The 20551-nt window shown below is 72.5% G+C and carries 22 protein-coding genes and 1 tRNA gene; 10 read left to right on the top strand and 13 right to left on the bottom strand.

Going from position 1 to position 20551, the window contains the following annotated elements:
- Positions 1-56: 56 nt before the first annotated feature.
- From HPS36_RS05690 to HPS36_RS05675, 4 genes are all read right to left on the bottom strand, one after another.
- Positions 57-1883, bottom strand: coding sequence for a type II secretion system protein (locus HPS36_RS05690; RefSeq protein ID WP_173229035.1), 1827 nt, complete (start codon positions 1881-1883; stop codon positions 57-59).
- Positions 1880-3820 carry an ATPase, T2SS/T4P/T4SS family gene (locus HPS36_RS05685; RefSeq protein WP_173229033.1) on the bottom strand — a complete coding sequence of 647 codons (1941 nt, stop codon included), beginning with the start codon at positions 3818-3820 and terminating at the stop codon, positions 1880-1882. Before HPS36_RS05685 ends, HPS36_RS05690 begins: the two co-directional genes overlap by 4 nt.
- A 74-nt stretch (positions 3821-3894) precedes the next feature.
- Entirely contained in the window at positions 3895-4356 is a 462-nt protein-coding gene (locus tag HPS36_RS05680; protein WP_173229031.1) for a DUF7311 family protein, read from the bottom strand.
- Positions 4357-4363: 7 nt separating this feature from the next.
- The gene (locus tag HPS36_RS05675) at positions 4364-4951 is read right to left on the bottom strand and encodes a DUF7310 family coiled-coil domain-containing protein (protein ID WP_173229030.1); all 588 of its coding nucleotides are present in this window, start codon (positions 4949-4951) and stop codon (positions 4364-4366) included.
- Between the two features lie 74 nt (positions 4952-5025).
- Here HPS36_RS05675 and HPS36_RS05670 point away from each other — a divergent pair, with 74 nt between their 5' ends.
- Together HPS36_RS05670 and HPS36_RS05665 are read left to right on the top strand one after the other, a co-directional pair.
- Positions 5026-6105, top strand: coding sequence for a tubulin/FtsZ family protein (locus tag HPS36_RS05670; RefSeq protein WP_121563567.1), 1080 nt, complete (start codon positions 5026-5028; stop codon positions 6103-6105).
- Positions 6106-6179: 74 nt separating this feature from the next.
- Positions 6180-6878, top strand: coding sequence for a phosphoglycerol geranylgeranyltransferase (locus HPS36_RS05665; RefSeq protein ID WP_173229028.1), 699 nt, complete (start codon positions 6180-6182; stop codon positions 6876-6878).
- Positions 6879-6906: 28 nt separating this feature from the next.
- Here HPS36_RS05665 and HPS36_RS05660 read toward each other — a convergent pair whose 3' ends face one another.
- Entirely contained in the window at positions 6907-7554 is a 648-nt protein-coding gene (locus HPS36_RS05660; protein WP_137717551.1) for a riboflavin synthase, read from the bottom strand.
- 153 nt (positions 7555-7707) lie between these two features.
- On the opposite strand from HPS36_RS05660, the gene HPS36_RS05655 reads away from it, so the two are divergent.
- Entirely contained in the window at positions 7708-8028 is a 321-nt protein-coding gene (locus HPS36_RS05655) for a DUF7533 family protein (RefSeq protein ID WP_173229026.1), read from the top strand.
- A gap of 11 nt (positions 8029-8039) precedes the next feature.
- Here HPS36_RS05655 and HPS36_RS05650 read toward each other — a convergent pair whose 3' ends face one another.
- The 5 genes from HPS36_RS05650 to HPS36_RS05630 all read right to left on the bottom strand — a co-directional run bounded on the left by HPS36_RS05650 (position 8040) and on the right by HPS36_RS05630 (position 12474).
- Positions 8040-9404: a M24 family metallopeptidase gene (locus HPS36_RS05650; RefSeq protein ID WP_173229024.1), complete on the bottom strand. Its 1365-nt coding sequence runs from the start codon at positions 9402-9404 to the stop codon at positions 8040-8042.
- The gene (locus HPS36_RS05645) at positions 9401-11245 is read right to left on the bottom strand and encodes a UvrD-helicase domain-containing protein (protein WP_173229022.1); all 1845 of its coding nucleotides are present in this window, start codon (positions 11243-11245) and stop codon (positions 9401-9403) included. The genes HPS36_RS05650 and HPS36_RS05645 overlap by 4 nt, the downstream gene beginning before the upstream one ends.
- A gap of 106 nt (positions 11246-11351) precedes the next feature.
- Positions 11352-11510: a DUF7563 family protein gene (locus HPS36_RS05640; protein ID WP_167551915.1), complete on the bottom strand. Its 159-nt coding sequence runs from the start codon at positions 11508-11510 to the stop codon at positions 11352-11354.
- 86 nt (positions 11511-11596) lie between these two features.
- Entirely contained in the window at positions 11597-11779 is a 183-nt protein-coding gene (locus HPS36_RS05635; protein ID WP_053772426.1) for an HVO_0416 family zinc finger protein, read from the bottom strand.
- A 152-nt stretch (positions 11780-11931) separates the two neighbouring features.
- Positions 11932-12474, bottom strand: coding sequence for a CDP-2,3-bis-(O-geranylgeranyl)-sn-glycerol synthase (locus HPS36_RS05630; protein WP_173229020.1), 543 nt, complete (start codon positions 12472-12474; stop codon positions 11932-11934).
- Positions 12475-12578: 104 nt separating this feature from the next.
- Between HPS36_RS05630 and HPS36_RS05625 the strand changes: the two genes are divergently transcribed.
- Together HPS36_RS05625 and HPS36_RS05620 are read left to right on the top strand one after the other, a co-directional pair.
- Positions 12579-13418, top strand: coding sequence for a proline dehydrogenase family protein (locus HPS36_RS05625; protein WP_173229018.1), 840 nt, complete (start codon positions 12579-12581; stop codon positions 13416-13418).
- Between the two features lie 81 nt (positions 13419-13499).
- Positions 13500-14213 carry a DUF502 domain-containing protein gene (locus tag HPS36_RS05620; protein ID WP_173229016.1) on the top strand — a complete coding sequence of 238 codons (714 nt, stop codon included), beginning with the start codon at positions 13500-13502 and terminating at the stop codon, positions 14211-14213.
- Between the two features lie 51 nt (positions 14214-14264).
- On the opposite strand, the gene HPS36_RS05615 is transcribed toward HPS36_RS05620, so the two are convergent.
- Positions 14265-15194, bottom strand: coding sequence for a branched-chain amino acid transaminase (locus HPS36_RS05615; RefSeq protein WP_173229014.1), 930 nt, complete (start codon positions 15192-15194; stop codon positions 14265-14267).
- A 112-nt stretch (positions 15195-15306) separates the two neighbouring features.
- Here HPS36_RS05615 and HPS36_RS05610 point away from each other — a divergent pair, with 112 nt between their 5' ends.
- Positions 15307-15765, top strand: a complete 459-nt coding sequence (locus HPS36_RS05610) for a hypothetical protein (RefSeq protein ID WP_173229012.1) — start codon at positions 15307-15309, stop codon at positions 15763-15765.
- Positions 15766-16173: 408 nt separating this feature from the next.
- On the opposite strand, the gene ribB is transcribed toward HPS36_RS05610, so the two are convergent.
- Together ribB and HPS36_RS05600 are read right to left on the bottom strand one after the other, a co-directional pair.
- Entirely contained in the window at positions 16174-16902 is a 729-nt protein-coding gene (gene ribB, locus HPS36_RS05605; protein ID WP_173229010.1) for a 3,4-dihydroxy-2-butanone-4-phosphate synthase, read from the bottom strand.
- Positions 16902-17660: a DUF120 domain-containing protein gene (locus HPS36_RS05600; RefSeq protein ID WP_173229008.1), complete on the bottom strand. Its 759-nt coding sequence runs from the start codon at positions 17658-17660 to the stop codon at positions 16902-16904. Before HPS36_RS05600 ends, ribB begins: the two co-directional genes overlap by 1 nt.
- 258 nt (positions 17661-17918) lie before the next feature.
- Between HPS36_RS05600 and HPS36_RS05595 the strand changes: the two genes are divergently transcribed.
- The 4 genes from HPS36_RS05595 (at position 17919) to HPS36_RS05585 (ending at position 20510) form a co-directional block, all read left to right on the top strand.
- Positions 17919-17990, top strand: a tRNA-Ala gene (locus tag HPS36_RS05595).
- Positions 17991-18200: 210 nt separating this feature from the next.
- Positions 18201-18329, top strand: a complete 129-nt coding sequence (locus HPS36_RS16975) for a hypothetical protein (RefSeq protein ID WP_255510283.1) — start codon at positions 18201-18203, stop codon at positions 18327-18329.
- Between the two features lie 91 nt (positions 18330-18420).
- Entirely contained in the window at positions 18421-18999 is a 579-nt protein-coding gene (locus HPS36_RS05590; RefSeq protein WP_137717849.1) for a MaoC family dehydratase, read from the top strand.
- Positions 18996-20510 carry an acetyl-CoA hydrolase/transferase C-terminal domain-containing protein gene (locus tag HPS36_RS05585; protein ID WP_173229006.1) on the top strand — a complete coding sequence of 505 codons (1515 nt, stop codon included), beginning with the start codon at positions 18996-18998 and terminating at the stop codon, positions 20508-20510. Before HPS36_RS05590 ends, HPS36_RS05585 begins: the two co-directional genes overlap by 4 nt.
- Positions 20511-20551: the final 41 nt, after the last annotated feature.

Genomic DNA, 20551 nt, shown 5'->3' with positions numbered 1-20551 from the left:
GCGGGCCGGTGGCCCTGGCCGGCGTCGGCCGCCGTCTCGGCCTCCCCCGCCGGGGCTCAGAACAGCAGGCCGGCGCCGGCGAACGCGACGAGGAACGTCGCGGTGGCCGTCGGCAGCGCGATCCCGACCCGATACGCGACCAGCGTCCGGTCGAACCCGCGCTCCAGCCCCGTCGCCAGTCCGGTGAGGAGCGCGGCGAGCAGCAGCACGTACGTCCCCACGATCCGGCCGAGCACCGGCACCGACAGTGTCCCCGCGCCGCCGCTCGCCCCGGACGGACCGCTCCCGCCTGCGGCGCCCCCCGATTCGACGCCCGCGCTGCCACCGGCGCTCAGCCCGCCGCCGAGCGCGTCGGCGCCCGCCGCCGCCCCGGCGCCGAGGCTCCCCACGTCGACCGCGTCGATCCCGGTCGCGAGCGCGACGGTCGCCCCGCCCACGAGCGGCGCGAACACGGCGGCGGTGTTCGAGAGGGTCCCCGTGACGGTCGCCAGCTGGCGGCGCGCGTCGCGTTCGAGGTCGCGCAGGGACTCCAGCTGGTCCGCGAGCTCCAGCAGCACGTCGCCGGCGGGGCGGCCCTCCCGCGCGGCGACGGCGAGCAGCGCGATGGCGCCGCGGAGCCTGGGCGACGGGACGGCGGCCGCCGGGCCGCCCCGCCCGAGGAACGCCTCGCGGACGCCGACCCGCAGCGTGTCGCTGCGGCGCCCGGCGCGCTCGAACACCTCGCCGGTCGCGCCGTCCAGCCGCTCGCCGGCGTTCGCGACGGCGGTCTCGACCGCGATCCCCTCCGCCACGTCGCCGCCGATCACGGTTATCGCGTCGGGGAGCCCCCGCTCCACGTCGCGCACGTCCGACAGCACCGCCCGACGGGGCCGCGCGAGGACGAACAGCGCGCTTCCGACGCCGACGCCGACCCCCGCGACCGGCCAGGCCCACGGCGCCACGGCCCGCGCGGCGACGACGGCGGCCGCCGCGCCGAGCGCGAGGCCCACGAGGAGCGCCGACCCGCCGCGGTCCGGCACGTCGGGGTGATCGCCGTCGATCCGCGGCGGCGGGAACGCGACCGGGCGACGGAAGAGCAGCCACGCCGAGGCGGCCACCAGCCCGCTCGGGAGCGCGACGAGGTACAGGCCGGCGACGAGCCCGGGACCGATCGCGACGCCGGCGGCGGCGCCCGCGGGAAGCAGCGCGATGAGCGCCAGCGGGAGCAGCACGCCGAACGCGTACAGCGCGGAGACCGGGCCCCGAACCGCGCCGACGAACGACGCGAGCCGGTCGGTCGTCCCGGAGAGCGTCGCGTCGAGCGCGCGGTCGAGGCACCGTCCGCGGCGCTCGGGCGGCGCCGTCGCAGCCGTCCGGACCAGCGCCGCGGCGCGGTCGATCGCCGGGAACCACGGGCGCCACTCGCGCGCGAACGCCTGAAGGCCGCTCGTCGGCCCGTCCGCGCTCCCCCGCTCGTGGCGGGAGAGCGCCGCGGCCAGCGGCCCGTCCCCGGTCCGCCCGGCGAACCGCACCGCGCGCTCTGTCGAGGGGTCGAGGCGCATCCGCAACACGAGTCGACCGACGAGCCCCGGCGCCGCGCCGAGCGCCCGCGTCCGCCTGAGCGAGGCGAGCCAGACCGGCGCCCGATGGACCGCGTGGACCCCGCCGACGAAGGCGGCCAGCCCCGCGGGTGCGGCGGCGACCGCGCCGGCGACGAGCGCCGCGACGGCGGTGACGACCCCGCCCGCGACGACTCCGATCCGGTACCCGAGGCTGACGATCCGTTCGGGGGAGCGGTCCCACCCGAGGAACGCGACCGCCCGCCGTAGCTCCTCCGAGGCCCCCTCCCCTTCGTCGCTCGATCTGACCGATCCGTCGGATCGGGGCGACTGGGCTCCCGTCATCGGTCGCCCCCCACGTACCTCGCCGGGGCGGTCCGCCCGGTCCGAACCGCTTCCCGGATCCCGTCGGCCCGCCGATCGACGGCCGATCGCACCGCCGCGTACGATTCGTCCGCGCCCGCGAGGGCCTTGATCAGTCGGCTCTCGCCGCGGTCGACCCGCCCCGTCGCGACGAGTCCGTCCCGGGTGCGCTCGAAGAGCGGCTCGAAGCTCACGCCGTCGCCGCGGTCGACGACCTCGACGATCGATTCGACGCGGTGGGAGTCGAGCACCGCGATCAGGTCGGTCGCGGCGAACGACGAGCGGGGGACGCCGAGGTCGGTGACGACGCGCTCCTCGACGGCCGCCGGGTCCTCGCCGTGGATCGTCCCGAGGACCGTCTCGCCGGCGGCGCCGACGCGCATCGCCTCGTACAGCGCCCGTGCCTCCTCGCCGCGCACCTCGCCCACGCTCAGCGCGCCGCCGCCCATGCGGAGCGCGGTCCGCACGGCGTCCGCCGGCGCGAGCTCGGCGCCGTCCCCGACGCGGAGCCGCTGGGCGTCCCGGCCGGCGTCCGCGAGCGCGTCGACTGGCAGTTCCGGCGTGTCTTCGACGACGACCGTCCGCGTTTCGGCGGGCAGTTCCCACAGCAGCGCTCCGAGCGCGGTCGTCTTCCCCGCGGCCCGTCCCCCGGCGATCAGCCCGGCCACGCCGCGCTCGACGGCGACCGACAACAGCCCGGCGGCCGCGGGCGTGAGCGTGTCGACGGACGCCAGCCGAGCGAGCGTCCACGCCTCCGGGTCGCCGCGGCGGAAGGTGAACGAGAGGCCGTCGCTCGCCGGCGCCGTGGCCGCGGCGACCCTGACGCGCCCGGTCTCGGACTCGATCGTCGCGTCGAGCGTCGGGGTCGCACGCGAGAACGCCCGCCCGCTCTCCCGCCGGAGCCTGGACGCCAGCGTGGCCGCCCCCTCCGGCGGGAGCCGGACGTTCGTCCGGCACCGCTCGCCGTCGAGGACCACGCGGAGCGGGTTCTCCGCCACCGGCGCCGTCACCGTCGCGTCGCTCACGCGCTCGTCGGCGAAGACGTGCTCGAACGCGCCGTAGCCGTGCGTGTGCCGCCGCAGCACCTCGGTCAGGTCCGCGACCGGGTCGCCGTCGTCCGCGGCCGATCGAACCGCTCGTCCGGGCGCTCTGTCGCCCCCGCGGGGATCGCCGAGCAGCCGGTCCCGCGCGTCGGCTAGCGTCGCGACGGCGTCGGCGTCCAAGTCGGCGCTCGGCGGCGTGAGGTGGTACGTCCTGAGGGAGTCGTCGCCCTCGTAGAGCCGGACGGTCGCCCCGGTCGCGACCGTCCAGCGGTCGACCAGCGTCGCGCCCGGCGGCGGCGCGGCCGCGACGCGCGCTGTCGCGGCCGTCGGGCCGACGTGCGCGCGGAGGCACTCGCCGAGCTCGCGGTCGCTCTCGACGCCGTCCGCGCCTCCGGCGAGTTCCTCGGCGGCCGACAGCAGCCCCGTCTCGGTCGCGACGCGCTTCGCGGGGCCCGCGCGGCCGGCCGCCTCCGCCGCCGCGCCGAGCGGGTTGCGGACGACGCGGTCGGCGAGCCGTTCCTCGTGGAACTCGATCCGTTCATGGAACCGTCCCGCGGCGATCAGGAGCTCGGCCGCCCGGTCGGCGTAGGAGCGCTCTCGGCCGCGGTGCCGCGTCCTGATCACGTCGGCGTCGCGGTCGGCGAGCGCCGAGACGACGGTCGCGAGGCAGTCCGGGCTCGCGGCGAGGTCGCCGCGCCCGGGGCAGCCGTCGGCGTCGACGTCGAGCACGACCCGGTCCTCGACGCCCGTCCCCACGGGCTCGCGGAACGTCGGCTCGCACCGACACGCGCCGGGACCGTCGTCGACCCACGGGAGCCGTCCGAGCGTCGTCCCGCCGTCGCCGTCGGCGAGTCGTTCGGTGAGGTCGAGGTTCATGCCGGCCGTGGCCGCGGTTCGGTATATAAACGATCGCCCGCTCACTCGCCCCCGTTCTCCGCCACCGACCAGCTTCAGCCGATGCGACCGATCCGGACCGTCGGTCCCCCGTCGTCGACGTACCGGATCCGGATCCGGTTGGGTCCCGGTCGGAGTTCGATCGGGCCGCCGACGATGTCGACGGCCGTCTCCGCGGGTCCCGTTCCGACGCGGAGCGTGCGCTTCGGTCCGCCGTCGATCCGGTACGCGAGCGCGACGCCGCCCGGCCCCCCCGCCGACCCGACGAGCGCGACGCGGTCCGTCTCGGCCGCGGCGAACCCGGTCGGGACGCGCAGGAGGACCGTCGTCCCCGCCGCCATCGCCGGGTCGCTCACGGGGGTCGACCCGCTCACGACGCCGGCGATCGCTCGCTCCAGCCGGTCCGTCTCGGCGCCGAGCCGCTCCGCCGTCGTCGCGGTCCGGGCCGTCTCGACCGCGGGCATCGACGCCGCCAGCAGCGCGACCGCCACGAGGACCGTGAGGACCACGCGGATCACGGCGCGCTCACAGCGACTCCCGGAGCCGGTCCAGCGCGTCCGTCGCCCACGCGCCGCCGTCGTCGCTCGCGCCGCCGCCGCCCTCGATGCTCCCCTCACCGCCGGTGCGGGGGCCGGAACCCGGCCCGTCGTCCGGCAGGGCGGCGTCGAGGGCGCTCTCCGACGGGACCGCGCCGTCGGCGGGGCCGGCGTCGGTCGCATCTTGGTCGAGTTCGTCGTCACGGTCGGCGTCGCGGTCCGCCCCTCGACTCGCTTCGGTCGCCCGCGCCAGCGCCAGGTCGGCCCGCCGCTCGACCTCGTCGTTGACCGCTCTGACCGCTCCCGCGTAGCCGCGGATGGCCTGCGTCGCGGCCTCCAACTCCGCGACGCGCTCCTCCACGTCGTCGAGCCGCGATTCGAGCCGCTCGCGCTCGGCCGTCGCCCGCGCCTCCGTTGCCGCGTCCGCCGGGCGCGCGTCGCCTCCGGTCACCGCGCGCTCGACGGCGCGGAGCCGGGACTCGATCCGGTCGTTCGGGCCGTTCGCGTCCGTCGGCGTCGCGGCCTCCGACTCCGTCTCCGCTCTCGGCGGTTCGGTCCCGCGTGCGTGATCGGTCATGCGGCCCGTTGCCCGCGGTTCCACTCTTAAACCTCGGGGAAAGGGTATTGTCGCGGGGGGTGGTACGTCCCCGCATGAAAGCAGTCCTCCTCGGCGTCGGACAGGCCGGCGGGAAGCTGGCGACCGCCATCACCGAGTTCGACGCCGACGCCGGCTACGGCGCGGTCCTCGACGCGCTCGCCGTCAACACCGCCGCGGCCGACCTCGACCCCCTCCCGCTCGAAACGGTCCTCGTCGGGCAGTCCCGAGTCAACGGCCACGGCGTCGGCGGCGACAACGAACTGGGCGCCGAAGTGATGGACGAGGACGCCGTCGAGGTGCTCGACGCGCTCGCCCCGAAGGTCACCGCGGAGGCGGAGGCGGTGTTCGTCGTCGCGGGCCTCGGCGGCGGGACCGGCTCCGGCGGCGCGCCGGTCCTCGTCCGCGAACTGAACCGCGTGTACGACGTGCCCGTCTACGCCATCGGCGTCCTCCCCGGCCGCGACGAGGGGACGATGTACCAGGTGAACGCCGGCCGGTCGCTGAAGACGCTGGTTCGCGAGGCGGACGCGACGATCCTGCTGGACAACGACGCGTGGCGCTCCGCGGGGGAGTCCGTCGAGGGCGGCTACGAGGCGATCAACGCCTCGATGGCGAAGCGGATCGGCCTCATCCTCGCCGCCGGCGAGGCGGTCGAGGGCGTCGGCGAGTCGGTCGTCGACACGAGCGAGGTGATAAACACGCTCCGCTCGGGCGGGATGGCCGCTGTCGGCTTCGCGTCGGCGCCGGCGGCCGAGGACCCGCAGGAGAACGTCACCACGGTGACCAGCGCTGTCCGGAGCGCCGTGATGACGGGGCTCTCGCTGCCGAACGCGACCGACGCCGACGCCGCCCTCGTCGCGGTCGCGGGCGACCCGGACCGGATCTCGCGGAAGGGCGCGGAGAAGGCCCGGAAGTGGCTTCAAGAAGAGACGGGATCGATGCAGGTCCGCGGCGGCGACTTCCCGCTCGACTCCGACCGGATCGCCGCCTTGGTCCTCCTCGCGGGCGTCGAGCGCTCCCAGCGCGTCGAGGCGTTCTTAGAGCGCGCCAGGCAGGCGGTCCGCGACGAGCGCGAGGAGAAGCCCGACCCGGCGGCCGCGTTCGAGAACGACGAGATCGACGATCTGCTGTAGGCTCGGCGCTCTCCTCGCCCGCCCGCGAGACAGGTTCCGCACCTTTTTGGTCACGCCCGGTGGAGTTTCGCCCGATGACTAACCCGTGGGACGACTGGGACCACGTGCTGAAGGTCGACCCCGACAAGGACCTCCGCCCGGGCGAGACCTTCGAGGACGTGTGCCGGACCGGGACGGACGCGATCGAGATCGGCGGGACCCTCGACGTCACCGCGGAGAAGATGACGCGCGTCGTCGACGCCGCCGCCGAGTACGACGTGCCGCTGTACCAGGAGCCGTCGAACCCGGGCGTCGTGATCGACTCCCCGTCGCTCGACGGCTACCTGATCCCCACCGTGTTCAACGCGGGCGGTCCCTTCTGGATCACGGGCGCCCACAAGGAGTGGGTGCGCATCGACGACCTCGACTGGAGCCGGACCCACACTGAGGCGTACATCGTCATGAACCCCGAGGCCTCGGTCGCCCAGCTGACGGAGGCCGACTGCGACCTCAGCGCCGACGACGTGGGGGCGTACGCGAAGGTCGCCGAGCGCATGTTCGGCCAGGAGATCGTCTACGTCGAGTACTCGGGCACCTTCGGCGACACGGAGAAGGTCGCGGCCGCCCACGACGCCTTGGACGACGCCACCCTCTTCTACGGCGGCGGCATCCACGACTACGAGTCGGCCAACGAGATGGCCGCCCACAGCGACGTGATCGTCGTCGGCGACCTGCTCCACGACGAGGGCGTCGACGCCGTCCGCGAGACGGTGAAGGGCGCGCAGGACGCCTGAGACCGTCGACAGCGCAGTCAGCTCCCGCTCAGTCCGCTCCCGCGTACCCGTCCAGCATGTTCTCGACGTACTTCGCGATCACGTCCACCTCCAGGTGGACCGGGTCGCCGACCGACTTCTCGGAGAGCGTGGTGAGGTCGTAGGTGGTCGGGATGATCGCGACGTCGAACTCGTCGCCGCGCTTCTCGGCGACCGTCAGCGAGATGCCGTCGAGCGTCACGGAGCCCTTGTCGACGAGGTAGTCGCCGTGCCCCTCGGGGATCGCGAAGGTGAACCGCCAGTCCTCGCCGACGCGCTCGATCCCCCGGACCTCGGCGACCGTGTCGACGTGGCCCTGAACGACGTGGCCGTCGAACCGCCCGTCCGCGGGCATCGCCCGCTCGACGTTGACCGCGTCGCCCTCGCGCACGTCGCCGAGGTACGTCTTCGCGACCGTCTCGCTCGCGAGGAACACCTCGAACCAGTCGGGCTCGTCGCCCGCCTCGCCGCCGTCGCTCGCCTCGACCGCGCCGCCGGTCCCGTACTCCTCGACGGTCAGACAGACGCCGCTCACGCTTATCGACTGCCCGTGATGGAGGTCGTCGAACCCGTCGACGCCGATCCGCAGGCGGAGTCCGTCATCGGTTTCGGTCCGCTCGCGGACCGCGCCGGTGCCCTCGACGATGCCGGTGAACATACCGGAACTGGGGGCGGGCGACGGTTATCGGTTCTGGGTCAGCGCGGTCGACCGGGCGGGCCGGTCGTACGCCGCGGCACGCCCTCGTCCCACGCCGCGCCGCAGCGGGATGCGCCGGGCACCTTTTCTCCCCCGGGGATCAACTGAGGGTCGATGCGACTCGGACTGCTGGACATGATCGGGCTGGCGGCCTCGCTCGTCTTCGCGCTGCCGCTCGCCAACTACGCCATCATCCGGCTGGCCGCCGGCGAGACCGCGCTCGGTGCCGGCCTGCTCGTCGTCGCCGCCGCGATGGTCGTCCTCCCGCAGTACTTCCTCGACCCCGCGCGGATCGCCCGGAAGCTCTTATCCGGGTTGCTGCCACGCCAACTGCGCGGCGATCCCGACGGGACGGCTTCGGGTCGAGCGGGCGACGACGAGTCCGGGTCGACGGACGCCGCCGCGGTCGACGGCGACGAGACGGCGGGACGGTAACTCGCCGGCCTTCAGACGGCGTCCGCGTCCGACCGCTTCTCCGGCACGATACCGAACGGGTACTCGGCCAGGATCTCGTACCCCTCGTCGGTGACGAGGATCAGGTCCTCCAGCCTGACCCCGCCGATCTCGGGGTCGTAGACGCCCGGCTCGACGGTCACGACGTGTCCCGGTCGGAGCTCGCCCGCGCCGGACAGCGACGGCCCCTCGTGGAGGCTCACGCCGACGCCGTGGCCGGTGCCGTGGGTGAAGCCGGCCTCGCCCTCGCCCGCGTTCGGGTCGAAGCCGTACGCGGCCAGCTCCGCGGCCGCCTCGCCGTGGACGGTCTTCGCCGGGACTCCGGGCTCGACCTCGTCGAGCGCCGCCTCGCGGGCGGCCTCGACCGCGACGTACGCGCGGCGCTCCCAGCCGCCGTCGCCGTCGACGACGAACGTCCGGGTCACGTCGCCGTAGTACCCGTCCGGGCCCCGCGGCGAGACGTCGAGCAGCACCGTCTCGCCGGGCCGGATCGGGTCGTCGCCGACGTAGTGGAGGTCGGCCGCGGAGGGGCCGGCGCCGATCACCGTGTTCCCGGCGTCGCGGACCCCGCGCGCGGCGAGGACCGCGTTCACCTCGCGGCGAAGCCGCTCGGTCGTGAGGGGCTCGCCCTTCCAGCGGAGCGGGGGACGGCGGTCCGTCTCCCCTTCCTCGCCGGGGCCGCCCTCGCTCTCGTCGACCTCGCTCTCGGCGAGGATCGCCTCGGCGCGGGCCATCCCGGCGACCGCCGCGCGCTGGACGCGGCGGTGCCGGTCGACTTCGGCCGGCGCCTTGCGCGCCCGGGCGTCGGCGACCGCGTCGGTCGAGGCCAACTCGACCCCCGCGCGTTCGAGGTACACCGCCGCGTCGTGCGGGATCGAGGCGGGCGCGAGGACGGTCGGGTCGGCGTCCTCGGCCGCCGCGCTCGCGCCGTCGACGAGGTCCTCCACGACCGCGGCCGCGCGCTCGCCGGCGTGGTCGCCGACGCCCTCGGTCCGGACCTCGCGAGCGACCCCGTCGTGGAACGCCGGCTCGGCGTCGGCGGTGACCTCCGCGCTCGGTGCGCGAGCGCCCGCGACGAACTCCCGCTCCGCCTGCTCGCGGAACAGCGCGGGGGCACAGAGGACCGCGCGGGCATCGCCACTCGTCGTTCCGCCGCTCGGCGCGACGACCAGCGCGTACGGGCGGTCCGGCCCCGAGAAGCGCGTCAGGTAGCGGAGGTCGTCGGCGGCGCGGTCGCCGACGGCGACGAACGCGGCCGCGTCCGCCTCGCGGACCGCCTCGACGACGGGACGGAGGTCGGTCCGGAGCGGGCGGGGTCCTCCCTCGCCGTCTCCCGGCGTCGCGTCGCCCCCGCTCACGGCTCGGGTTCGGGGACCGCCAGTTCCGCCTGGACCTCGTCGACGAGCTCCTGGGCCGGCTCGTCGCGGAGCTCGTTAAAGAGGAGGACGCTGATCGGCAGCGTTGGCGCGCCGCTGATGAGGCTCTCCATGATCACGAGCCGCTCGCGGGCGCGGGACATCCCGACGTAGAAGACGCGGCGCTCGTTGTCGGTGAGGACCGGCACGGGGCTCGTCGACTTCGTGAACTCCTCGACGCCGTCGACGTCGGTCGGGTCGTCGATGGAGGCCGCCATCTGCTCGACCACCTTCTCCGTGAGGTCGGTGGCGACGAACACGTGGTCGGCCTCGCGGCCCTTCGCCGAGTGGATGGTGCCGACGCGGACGCGGGTCGGGTCTGTGCCCCGGTAGTCGCCGTCGAAGTACGCGCCCATCGACTTGCGCTGGAAGCTCGTCACCTTCCGGACCATGTCGTCCGCGCTCGCGGTGTCCGGCATGAAGGGGATGTACTCGTTCAGCGTGTCGGCGGCGACCTCGATCTCGGCCACATCGTCGGCGTCGGCCGCCTCCTCGCGGTCGTCGAGGAAGTCGTAGAACTCCTCGCGGTCGTGGGTGCCGAACGCGGAGTCCTGGAGCATGTCCGCGAGCCGCCGCGCCTCGAGGCCGGTGACGGGCTCGTCCGCCTCGGCCTTCTCGATGGCGCTGACGTAGTCTTGGACCCGGTCGGTCCACATGCGCCCGTCGGTGAGCATCGTGAACGGGATGCCGTGGTCGATGAACTCGTCGATGAAGTCGAACATCTGGTAGCGCGCCCGGAACAGGCACATGATGTCGCCCTCGTCGTCCTCGACGGTGTACCGGACGTTCCGGACGAGCTCGATCATCGAGGGCGACTCGATCGCCTCGACGGTGCCGCCCTCCTTGCGCGGGTGGAGGTCCTTCTCCTGGCGCTTGTCGATGTGGCGGATCTCGGCGTTGACGACGTTGAGGATCTCCGAGGGGAGCCGGTAGGAGTTCGGCAGGACCACGTCCTCGTCGACCTCGGTGTCGAGGAGGAGGTCGGGGTCGGCGCCCTGCCACGCGTAGACGACCTGGTCGTCGTCGCCGGCGATGAGCACCGTCTCCATGTGCGGGCGCCACTCCTCGAAGACGTTGTACTGGAGGGTCGTGATGTCCTGGAACTCGTCGATGATCAGGTAGTCGACGCTGGGGACGAGCGAGCGCTGCGCGACCCGTTCGAGCATGTCCGCGAAGCCGACGAGGTCGTTGTCGCCCTTGTACGCGCGCCACGCCCGGATCGTCTCCGGGATGTCGATGCGGTCGTCGTCGGAGGGCCACGTCGGCGTGTACTTGTTCCCCTGCTGGGCGTTCGGGTCCTCCTCGGGCGGGAGCCGGACCTCCTCGACGTTCCACTGGAAGGGCACGTCGTACCAGTCGGCCACGTCGCGCTCGGTGCGCTGGAGCCACTGCGAGGTGGCGATGATCTTGTTGCCGATGGTCGTCGACCGCGCGGTGCGGCGGCCGGCGCCGCCGTGCTGGTCCTCGAACTCGATGCCGTACTCCTCGCAGAACGCCTCCTTGTCGTCCTCGCCGACCACGTCGCCGCGCGAGAGGTCCAGCAGCTCGTACGCCTTCGCGTGCATCGTGCTGACGTTCCCCTGGAGGCTGCGCGGGGAGATGCCGAGCCGTTCGGCGAGCCGCTCGCGGATCTCCGCCGCCGCCGCGCGCGTGTACGAGACGACGAGTACGTCGCGCACGTCGGCCCCCTCCTCGTCGAGAATCTCCTCGACGCGGTCCAGGAGCGCGGTCGTCTTCCCGCTCCCGGGACCCCCGAACAGCCGCGTCACCGTGGTATCAGTCATTATTACCCCCAGATTCCGACTCTCCTTAAACGCCGTGGCTCGACGGTCGTCGCCCCAAGTTCCGGTCCGGCCGCGACGGACGGGCGCCTCGCCGCCCGCTCGGCCGTCAGCTGCTCCGCGTGGCGCGGGCCTCGCGGACGTCGGCGCCGTCGCGGACCAGGTCCTCGCAGGCCGGACAGACGCGGGGCCGATCGACCTCGTTCGGAGTGAACACCCGAACGTAATCTGTCGTGACGAACGAACCGCAGTTCTGACAGGTCGGCATGGTAGTCACTATCGAGTAATTCCTCATAATACTACCGGGGAGTACGACGGAAAGAAAATCCCTACACCGCGGCGTCGCCGCCGGGGTCAGTTCGGCCGCCAGTCGCAGACCGAACACCGCGCCGTTCCCTCCTCGTGGAGCGCACCGCACTCGGGACACTGGAGCTTGTTATAGGATCGCTCCCAGCTTACGATCTCTGTCTCGTGGCCGTGATCCGAGAGGAACTCGTCGAACACGTCGTCGTCCGAGCTGGGTGCACTACTGGACATGCGTGCCATGGTATGCCACACCAGCATATATATCTTTCTGCCGTTCTCGTCGCTGCGAATTGCGCGACCGTTCGATCAGTTTTTCACAACAGAAGCGCAACTACGAAACTTCGACGTACGACGACCGCCACGGAAGGAGATCCCCGTCGCGTTCACCACGGCTCGTTCTTGACGCCGAGGAGATAGGCGCCGACGTTCGTGACGACGTGGAGGACGGGCGTCATCACGAGGACGACCGCGAGGACGCGCGGCGTGAACACCGCGAGCGCCCAGTCGGTGTCGACGACGAAGGCGAGGACCAGCGCGCCGACGACGAAGTCCAACTGGTCGAGCCCGGGGAACGCGGCGCCGCGCTCGCGCCCGGACCGGCGCTTGAGGAAGGAGGCGCCGATGTCGCCGCACATCGCGCCGAACGCGAGCGCGAACGCCGCCGGGAGCGCGAACGTCGGCAGGTCGGCGCCGAGCGCGGCGCTCGCCGGGTCGGCGAGGCGGTTGAGTCCGAGCGCGAGCAGCACGCCGACGAGGGTCCCCACCACGGTCCCGCGCCACGTCTTCCCGTCGCCGAGCAGCCGCGCGCCGCGCCACTCGCGGCCGCCGTCGATGGGGCGGCCCCCGCCGGCAAGCACCGCGGCGTTGTTCGGGACGTACGCCGGGAGCATCGCCCAGAACGCGGTCGCAACGAGCGTACCGATCATGTCCTCACTGCCGCCGCGCGGCGTTTTATAAACCCCGGATCGGGCTTGCGGTCGTCGCCGCCGGGTCGACAAAGGTAAAGTTCGCCCCGACCGGAACTGTTCGTATGATTCCCCCCATCGCCAGTCGGTTCGTCGCCGGCGAGAGCGTCCCGTCCGCCCTTGACCACGCTCGGGCGGCGAACGAGGACGGCGTCGCGGTCATCCTGAACCTGCTCGGCGAGCACTACGACGACCCCACGGACGCCCGCGCGGACGCCGACGCCTACCTCCAGCTCCTCGACGACATCGCCGACAGCGGCCTCGACGCCTGCGTCTCGGTGAAGCCCTCCCAGATCGGCATGGACGTGTCGGCGGACCTGTTCGAGGAGCACTACCGCGAGATCGTCGCCCGCGCCGACGAGCTCGGCGCGTTCGTCTGGTGCGACATGGAGGACGCCGACACGACCGACGCCACCCTCGACGCCTTCGAGTCCATCGCGGCCGACTACCCGTGGAGCGTCGGCCAGTGCATCCAGTCGAACCTCAAGCGGACCGCGGACGACCTCGACCGGCTCGTCGATGTCCCCGGCAAGATCCGACTGGTGAAGGGCGCCTACGACGAGCCCTCGTCGATCGCGTACACCGACAAGGCGCGCGTCGACGAGGCGTACCGCGACGACCTCCGGTTCCTCTTCGAGCGCCGCGACCGCGGGATCGCGGTCGGGAGCCACGACCCCGAGATGATCTCGCTCGCCGACCGGCTCGCGCGCGAGGGCGGCGCCGACTACGAGGTCCAGATGCTGATGGGGGTCCGCGAGGACGCCCAGCGCGACCTCGCCGCGCAGGGGGTCGACGTGTACCAGTACGCCCCGTACGGCGGCAAGTGGCTCTCGTACTTCTACCGCCGCGTCCGCGAGCGCAAGGAGAACCTGACGTTCGCGGTGCGGGCGGTGTTGGGACGGTAGGCGGGGCGACCGCCGACCGGCCTCGGGCCGCCGCCGCGTGGAAGCCCTCTTAAGGATTGCCGACACATACCGATCCGATAGATGTCCACGTGGAAACGCGACTTCGCCAGCGGGCTCATCGTGCTGGCGCCGCTCCTCGTCCTCCTCTTGGTCCTCCGCTGGATCTACCAGTACATCGCGTCGATCCCGCTGATCGAGGGGCTCCAGCCCGAGATCATTCCCGCGCCCCTGGAGCCCGTCTCGCGCGTCGTCATCGCGTTCGCGGTGTTCGCGACCGTCGTCCTCGCGGTCGGCTACTTCATGCGGACCACGCTCGGGCGCCTGGCGGAGTCGGCCGTGGACGACGCGATAAACCGGATCCCGGCGCTCCGGGTGGTGTACAACGCCTCGAAGCTCGCGATCGAGACGGCGATCTCCGGCACGGACGAGCTCCAGAGCCCGGTGTACATCGAGACGTGGCCGGGGATCCGGATGACGGCCTTCCGGACGGGCAAGAAGACCCGAGACGGCAAGATCGTCTTGTTCATGCCGACCGCGCCGAACATCACCACCGGCTTCGTCATCGAGGTCGAGCCGGAGCGGATCGAGGAGACCGGCGAGACGGTCGAGGAGGGGATGACGCGCGTCCTCTCGGCCGGGTTCGCGGAGTCGGCCCACCAGGTGCCCGTCCACGAGGAGGCCCCCGCGGAGGGGGACGGGGCGGACGCTCCCGGCGGCTACGGGCACGTCCGGACCGACGGCACCCCGAGCGACGGGGAGGGGTCGGCGGCCGACGGCGGGAGTTCCGGCGAGTAGAGGGTTTGAGTTCCGGCGAGTAACCGCTCTATCGAGACGGGGTCGCGCGGGCTACAGGTACGTGAACCACTCGTCGTGGTCGTCCGTCCGGCGCTCGACCAGGTCGAAGAAGGCGCTCTGGAGCTCCTCGGTCACCGGCCCGCGGGTGCCCGCGCCGATCTCCGTGTCGTCGACCGAGCGGATCGGGGTGACCTCCGCGGCGGAGCCCGTGAAGAACAGTTCGTCGGCGGTGTACAGCTGCCCCCGCGAGATGACGGCCTCGTCGTGGACCTCGTAGCCGCGCTCCTCGGCGAGGGTGATCACGGTGTCGCGGGTGATCCCTTCGAGGATGGACTGGGCGGGCCCGGTGGTGTATATCTCGCCGTCGTTCACCATGAAGATGTTCTCGCCGGGCCCCTCCGCGACGTTGCCCTCCTTGTTGAGCACGATGGCCTCGACGTAGCCGTTCCGGCGCGCCTCCTCGCCCGCCAGCATGGAGTTGACGTACAGGCCGGTCGTCTTCACGTTCGTCGGCACCTGCGAGGACGCGTGTTTCCGCCACGAGGAGACCATCACGTCGACGCCGTCTTCGAGCGCCTCCTCGCCGAGGTAGGCGCCCCACGGCCACGCCGCGAGGACGAGATCGGTCGGGCAGTCCTTCGGCGAGACGCCGAGCGAGTCGTAGCCGTAGTAGGCGATCGGCCGGATGTAACAGGACTCCAGGTCCTGCCGGTCGAGCAGTTCGAGGGTCGCCTCGGTTATCTCCTCGCGGGAGTGCTCGATGTCCATGTCGTACATCTTCGCGGAGTCGAACAGCCGGTCGAGGTGTTCGTCCCACCGGAAGATGGCCGGCCCCCGCTCGGTGTCGTAACAGCGGACGCCCTCGAACACGCCGCTCCCGTAGTGGAGCGCGTGCGTCAGAACGTGGGTCGTCGCGTCCTCCCAGTCGAGGAACTCCCCGTTCTTCCAGATCGTGTCGACGTCCATCTCGTCGAATCCCATGGTTCGTCGTTGCGGTCGGCGGGCTTAAAACTGTGACAACCGGCCTGGGACTGCCGGAACGGTCGCCGTGTGCCCCCGAAGGCCTATCACGCACCACACCCGGGATATCGGCATGGCCGGGTCCCGCACGGCCGTCCGCGACGCCCTCCGCCCCCGGCGCCAGCACCTCCTCCCGCTCCTCGCGGCCGGCTACGTCCTCGGCGTCGCCGGACTCCTCGCGCTCGACCCGTGGCCATTGGTCGTCAAGGCGCTGTTCGTCGCCGCGCTGCCGGCGCTCGCGTACGTCGCCGCCGCGGCCGTCGTCGCGCTCGCGCCCGACCGCGTCCCGACGCCGTCGCGGTCGCGGGCAGTCACGACCGCCGCGCTCGCCGGGGTCACCGCCCTCGGCCTCGTCGTCGCCCTCGCCGACGTGTCGTCGATCGCCGTCGTCGTGATCCCGGCGGCCGCGGTGCTCGCGTGGCCGCTGGTGGGGGGCACCTACCTCGGGATTCGCTTCGGGTGGTCCGGCGCGTCGCCGCTGGTCGTCGCCGCGTCGTTCGCCCTCGGCGCGGCGATACGGGCGGGTCGTTGACCGGGGTGGTGTCGTTCGGAGTGCTCGTTTCGAGCGGGTCAACGGAGCCTGTTTGTTTATCAAAGTGTACTCCCGAAAACGGCGAGGATCGACACCTCCGAAGCCCCAGCCGCGAGGACGGCGCACGCTCGCTGCGCTCCTCAGTCGTTCGCTACGCTCACTCCTTGCGGTGCTTGCGTCGTCATCAGAACGCGGAGCGTTCTGATTGGCTCACGAGAGCTTTGCTCTCGTGAACGCCTGCGCCGTCCTCACGACTGCCCCTTCGAGTCCCACCCAGCACAGCACCTCACGCCTCCCCAGCCTCGTCGCTGGCGCCGCCGGCGCCAGCGACTCCCTCGCGCGTGCTGACTCGCGGCCGCCGGTGGCGGCCGCTCGCAGGCACGCGCCACCGCGAAGCGTGAGAAGGAGTTACTTCAGCGCCTCGACGAGCGCCGCGCCCTCGACGTAGGGGATGTCGCGGCGGGCCGCGTAGGCGGCGGCGTCCGCCGGCGCGAGCGCGTCGCCCGTCTCGTCGTCGAGCATCTCGCAGACCACGGCGGCGGGCGCGGCGCCGACGGCCTCGGCCATCGCGAGGCCGAGTTCGGTGTGACCGGTCCGGCCGTCGAGGCCGTCGCGGTCGCCGCGCAGGACGTGGACGTGGCCGGGCGCGCGGAACTCGGCGGCGAACTCCTCGGGCCCGTAGCCGGTCGGGTCGTCGCGGACCCGCGCGGCCGCGTTCGCCACCTCGACGATGGTCTTCGCGCGGTCGGCGTCCGTGATCCCGGTGAACGTCTCGCGGTGGTTCACGGGGAGCGAGAACGAGGAGCGGTCGTCGTAGTCGGGGTCGTCGTCGACCGCGGGGTGGTCGAGCGCGTCCGCGAGGAACGGCAGGTCGAACGCGTCGCCGACCGCGTCGCTCACGGCCACGCAGATCAGGCCGCCGGCGTCGTTGCGCATGTGCGCGACCGCGGCCTCGTCGACCGCGCCCGCGGGGTAGACGATGTCCGTCTCCCCCTCTCGGTCCGCGAAGTCGTGGACGCAGACCGGGTCGCCGGCGCGGAAGGCGTCGAGCGCGCGCTCGACCGGGTCCGTCCCCTCGGCGGCCTCGCCGGCGTCGGCCCCCGCCGCGTCCGGGTCGGCGTCGACGTCGGCGCGCATCAGGCGACCTCCGTCTCGACCGCACTCGACCCCTGCTCGTCGGCGCGGCTCGCGGGCTCGACGCGGACCTCCACGCTGTCGCCGTCTTCGAGGTCGAGCGCGTCGCGCAGCCGGTCCGGCGCGATCAGTTCGAGCTGGTCGTCGTCGTGGTGGGTCCGGTCGGGGACGATGGCGTGGACCGCCTCGTAGCGCTCGCCGTCCGCGACGAGGGTGACGCCGTAGCAGGTGGCCGCGCCGTAGGTGCGGTCCTCGCCCTCCCACGCCTCGATCGGGACGGCGTCGATACCCGCCATCTCGCCGCGCCGGCGGACGCTCTCCTCGGTGAGGTTCACGTTGAGCGTCCCCGGGAACGGGTCGTAGCCGAGCCGCTCGCGGAACTGCTCGGCGTAGCCCGGCAGCGTGATGTAGTGGCGCCCCTCGCCCATCCCGCCGGTGACCGCGCCGCGGAGCGAGAGCTCGACGTCCGACTCGAACAGCCGGCGGTAGTCGGCGTACTCCGCGCGGAGCGCGGCCTCGCCCGCGTCCGTCACGCGGACCCACTGCCCGTCGCTGACCACGTCGCGCTCGACGTAGCCCGCGGATTCGAGCGTCTGGAGGCGCCGGGAGGCGGTCTGCGTGGAGGCGTCGAGCCGGTCGCCCAGCGCCGCGCACGACACCTTCGTCTCGGAGAGGCCGCCGACCAGCCCGACGTGTTTGAGGGCCGCGAGCGCGGCCGGGTCCACGTCGGCCGCCGCGTCGGTCGCCGTCGCGTCTGACATACCGAACGCTCGGTCGTCCGCGGGCAAAAGGGTAACGAATGTGGAATGCGTCTCAAAAACGTTAATCGACAACCGGCGGCGAGAATCCGCGTTGTATCAGCGAATTCGCGCTCGCGGTACCTAATCCCGTCGGTGCCGGCCGGGTTCGCGGGTGTCGGGGACACCGGCCGAATCGGTTCGGTCGACGAGTGGGAGCCTCTCGCGTACCGGTCGGCGAAAGGTAAGGTACAAATACGAACGGCGATTGCTTCGTCTTGAGGGCTCGTAGATCAGTGGCAGATCGCTTCCTTCGCAAGGAAGAGGCCCGGGGTTCAAATCCCCGCGAGTCCACTCCTTCACTCCTTTCAGTCGTTCAGTCGTTCCCTCGCGTGGTCCCACTCGCTCACTGCGTTCGCTCGCGGGACCCCCGCGAGTCCACGTTTTTGCGCCGCGAGCAACGTCGCGAGTCCACTCCTGCGCTCGCTTCCTTCGCTCGTTAGGCCCGCGAGTCCGCTTCGTCCGTTGGAAGCGATTAAATACTCTCGGCGAATCCATCGGCGTATGGGCGTCTCCGAGATACTCGAGGGCACGAACCTCACGCACCGGCAGATGGGGATCATCATGGTCGGGTGGATCCTGCTCGTCACCGTCATCTCCGTCGGCCTGCTGCTGTACACGTCGTCGCTGTAACGCCGGTGCGGCCGGTTCCGACGGCGTGACCGATCCGGCGGACGGGGCCGCGAGCGCAATCCTCTTTTAGTCGTTCGTTGTCGGGAGCGGTATGGCACGCGACAGCGACGCACACGACGGCGAGGAGACGGATCGCCGGCTCGTCGGCGGCTGGGAGGGGCGCTACTACGAGGACTTCGCGGTGGGTGACGTGTACAAACACCCCTACGGGCGGACGGTGACCGAGACCGACAACGTCTGGTTCACCAACCTCTCGATGAACCTCAACCCGATGCACTTCAACGAGGCGTACGCCGCCGAGACGGAGTTCGGCGAGCGCCTCGTCGACGGCACCTTCGTCATCGCGCTGGCGGTCGGGATGAGTGTCATCGACGTGTCGGCGAACGCGACCGCGAACCTCGGGTACGATAAGATCCGCCACCACGCGCCCGTCTTCCACGGCGACACGCTGTTCGCCGAGTCCGAGGTGATAGCGAAGCGCGAGTCCTCCTCGCGCGACCACGTCGGCATCGTCACCACGGAGCTGCGGACGTACAACCAGGACGACGAGCTGGTGCTCTCCTTGGAGCGCACGCCGATGGTGCTCAAGCGGTCGCACGCGCAGCCGAGCGCGGCGCAGCCGACGGGGTGGCCCGAGGGGATCGGCACCCAGCCGGAGGACTTGGAGTGACGCCCGCGCCCTCCGGCCCCGCGGCGCCGACCCTCGACGACCCGGTCCCGGCGACGCGGCTCGGCGGCGACCTGCCGTTCGCCGCCCCCGAGGAGGCGGCCGCGCTCGTCCCCGAGACCGCGACGCTGCTCGTCTCCGGCTTCGGCGGCGTCGGCTACCCGAAGCTGGTCCCCGAGGCGCTGGCGGCGGCCGACGGCGAGCGCGAGCTGACGGTGGTCTCCGGCGGCGGCGTCGGCGACGAGATCGACCGCGACCTCGTCGAGTCCGGCGACATGGCCCGGCGCTACCCGTTCGTCCCGAACGAGACCGCCCGCGAGGCGGCCAACGAGGGCCGGCTCGCCTTCCACGACCGCCACATCTCGCGGCTCGCCGACGAGGTGCGGTTCGGCGGCCTCCGCGCGGGGATGCGCGGCGAGACGGTAGCGGTCGTCGAGGCGGTCGCGGTCGGGCCCGACTGGCTCGTCCCCTCCACTTCCATCGGCCACACGCCCGCGTACGCGGACGCTGCCGACCGCCTGATCGTCGAGGTGAACCGCGCGCAGCCGATCGACCTGGCTCGCGTCCACGACGTCCACGTCCGCGACGACCCGCCGAACCGGGCGCCGATCCCGCTCGACGACCCCCTCGGCGAGACCGGCGGCCCGGCGGTCGGGTTCGCCCCCGAGAAGCTCGCCGCGGTCGTGGAGACGGACCGCCCGGACGACCCCTACGAGTTCCGCGAGGTCTCCGCCACCGACGAGGCCATCGCGGCGAACCTCGGCGGGTTCCTGGAGGCCGAACTCGACCGCAACCCCCTGCTCGCCGACGCCGTGAACCTCCAGTTCGGCGTCGGCAGCCTCGGGAACGCGCTGATGGGCGCGCTCGCGGACGTGGACTTCGGCGACCGCGACGTGGCGTACGTGGGCGAGGTCGTCCAGGACGGCCTCCTCGACATGCTCGACGCGGGCGACCTCCGCGGCGCGAGCGCCACGTCGCTGGCGCTGTCGAGCGAGGGGCAAGACCGGCTGTTCGCGGACGTCGAGCGCTACGCCGAGGACGTGGTGTTGCGCCCGGCGGACGTGTCGAACGCGCCCGAACTCATCGACCGGTTCGGCGTCGTCGGCGTCAACAGCGCCGTCGAGGTCGACCTGTACGGCAACGTGAACGCCACCCACATCGGCGGCACCCGCGTCGTCAACGGCATCGGCGGCGGCGGCGACTTCGCCCGCAACTGCCGGCTCGGCGTCGTCGCGCTCCCCTCCACGGCGGTCGGCGGCGACGTCTCGCGGGTCGTCCCGCTGACGCCGCACGTCGACCACACCGAGCACGACGCGAGCGTGGTCGTCACCGAGCACGGCGTCGCCGACCTCCGCGGCCTGTCGCCCCGCGAGCGCGCCGAGGAACTGATCGCGGTGGCCGACCCCTCCTTCCGCGAGGACCTGGAGGCGTACCGCGCGCGAGCGGCCGAGGACGGGGGAAACACGCCGCATCACCTTCCATCGGCGTTCTCGTGGGGGTCGACTGACTCGTAACCCCGCGAGATCTGTTTTTCCAACGCGTAAGCAGTGAAAAA

Source organism: Halorubrum salinarum (assembly GCF_013267195.1).
GTDB lineage: Archaea > Halobacteriota > Halobacteria > Halobacteriales > Haloferacaceae > Halorubrum > Halorubrum salinarum.
Note: the sequence above shows the minus strand (reverse complement) of the source record. Positions and strands in the feature narration are given on the sequence as shown.

Excerpts from the sequence above, each read along its gene's own strand:
- HPS36_RS05690 (WP_173229035.1), bottom strand. The coding sequence starts at position 1,883 with ATGACGGGAGCCCAGTCGCCCCGATCCGACGGATCGGTCAGATCGAGC.
- HPS36_RS05685 (WP_173229033.1), bottom strand. The coding sequence starts at position 3,820 with ATGAACCTCGACCTCACCGAACGACTCGCCGACGGCGACGGCGGGACG.
- HPS36_RS05675 (WP_173229030.1), bottom strand. The coding sequence starts at position 4,951 with ATGACCGATCACGCACGCGGGACCGAACCGCCGAGAGCGGAGACGGAG.
- HPS36_RS05670 (WP_121563567.1), top strand. The coding sequence starts at position 5,026 with ATGAAAGCAGTCCTCCTCGGCGTCGGACAGGCCGGCGGGAAGCTGGCG.
- HPS36_RS05665 (WP_173229028.1), top strand. The coding sequence starts at position 6,180 with ATGACTAACCCGTGGGACGACTGGGACCACGTGCTGAAGGTCGACCCC.
- HPS36_RS05660 (WP_137717551.1), bottom strand. The coding sequence starts at position 7,554 with ATGTTCACCGGCATCGTCGAGGGCACCGGCGCGGTCCGCGAGCGGACC.
- HPS36_RS05655 (WP_173229026.1), top strand. The coding sequence starts at position 7,708 with ATGCGACTCGGACTGCTGGACATGATCGGGCTGGCGGCCTCGCTCGTC.
- HPS36_RS05645 (WP_173229022.1), bottom strand. The coding sequence starts at position 11,245 with ATGACTGATACCACGGTGACGCGGCTGTTCGGGGGTCCCGGGAGCGGG.
- HPS36_RS05640 (WP_167551915.1), bottom strand. The coding sequence starts at position 11,510 with ATGCCGACCTGTCAGAACTGCGGTTCGTTCGTCACGACAGATTACGTT.
- HPS36_RS05635 (WP_053772426.1), bottom strand. The coding sequence starts at position 11,779 with ATGTCCAGTAGTGCACCCAGCTCGGACGACGACGTGTTCGACGAGTTC.
- HPS36_RS05630 (WP_173229020.1), bottom strand. The coding sequence starts at position 12,474 with ATGATCGGTACGCTCGTTGCGACCGCGTTCTGGGCGATGCTCCCGGCG.
- HPS36_RS05625 (WP_173229018.1), top strand. The coding sequence starts at position 12,579 with ATGATTCCCCCCATCGCCAGTCGGTTCGTCGCCGGCGAGAGCGTCCCG.
- HPS36_RS05620 (WP_173229016.1), top strand. The coding sequence starts at position 13,500 with ATGTCCACGTGGAAACGCGACTTCGCCAGCGGGCTCATCGTGCTGGCG.
- HPS36_RS05615 (WP_173229014.1), bottom strand. The coding sequence starts at position 15,194 with ATGGGATTCGACGAGATGGACGTCGACACGATCTGGAAGAACGGGGAG.
- HPS36_RS05610 (WP_173229012.1), top strand. The coding sequence starts at position 15,307 with ATGGCCGGGTCCCGCACGGCCGTCCGCGACGCCCTCCGCCCCCGGCGC.
- ribB (WP_173229010.1), bottom strand. The coding sequence starts at position 16,902 with ATGCGCGCCGACGTCGACGCCGACCCGGACGCGGCGGGGGCCGACGCC.
- HPS36_RS05600 (WP_173229008.1), bottom strand. The coding sequence starts at position 17,660 with ATGTCAGACGCGACGGCGACCGACGCGGCGGCCGACGTGGACCCGGCC.
- HPS36_RS16975 (WP_255510283.1), top strand. The coding sequence starts at position 18,201 with ATGGGCGTCTCCGAGATACTCGAGGGCACGAACCTCACGCACCGGCAG.
- HPS36_RS05590 (WP_137717849.1), top strand. The coding sequence starts at position 18,421 with ATGGCACGCGACAGCGACGCACACGACGGCGAGGAGACGGATCGCCGG.